Source organism: Pseudomonas sp. AFG_SD02_1510_Pfu_092 (assembly GCF_003331055.1).
Taxonomy (GTDB): Bacteria; Pseudomonadota; Gammaproteobacteria; order Pseudomonadales; family Pseudomonadaceae; genus Aquipseudomonas.
Window position 1 is genome coordinate 1 of the sequence record NZ_PUQD01000131.1, and the last position, 742, is coordinate 742.

Here is a 742-nt window from a genome sequence, read left to right on the forward strand (position 1 = left end):
GCGCTGAACGGGTCCGGCACGAAGCGTTCGGCGGTCAGCGCCGGGCGTTGGTGGTAACCCCGCGCCAGGCCCACGCCACCGAGGTACAGCTCGCCGGCAGTACCGCGCACCGCCGGTTGCAGGCTGCCTTCGAGGATGTGGGTTTTGAGGTTGTCGATCGGCTGGCCGATCGGCACGCTGATGCTTTCGTCCGCCTGGCAGGTCCAGTGGGTCACATCGATGGCCGCTTCGGTCGGGCCGTACAAGTTGTACAGGCCCGCCGCCGGCAGGCGTTGCAAGGTCTGCCGGGCCAGCTCGGCCGGCAGCGCTTCACCGCTGCACACCACGCGCTTGAGGCTGACGCAGCTTTCCACCGCTTCGTGGGTCATGAACGCCTGCAGCATCGACGGCACGAAGTGCAAGGTGCTGATGGCGTAATGGTTGATGGTGTCGACCAGCAGCTGCGGGTCGCGGTGCGCCCCCGGTTGGGCGATGACCAGGCGTGCGCCGGTCATCAGCGGCCAGAAGAATTCCCACACCGATACATCGAAGCTGAACGGGGTCTTTTGCAGCACGCTGTCGCTGGCATCCAGGCCGTAGGCCTTCTGCATCCAGCACAGGCGGTTGACCAGGGCCTGGTGGCTGTTGCCGGCGCCTTTCGGCCGCCCGGTGGAGCCAGAGGTGTAGATCACGTAGGCGAGGTTCAGCGGCGCCACGGCGATGTTCGGGTTGGCATCGCTGTAGCCGTCGAAGTTCTCGGTAT

1 protein-coding gene is annotated in these 742 nt (G+C 66.2%); it reads right to left on the reverse strand.

Translation table 11 applies throughout. From position 1 onward, the window contains the following. On the reverse strand, positions 1-742 hold a 742-nt coding region (locus tag C6A77_RS25150), incomplete at both ends, for an AMP-binding protein (RefSeq protein WP_153064666.1).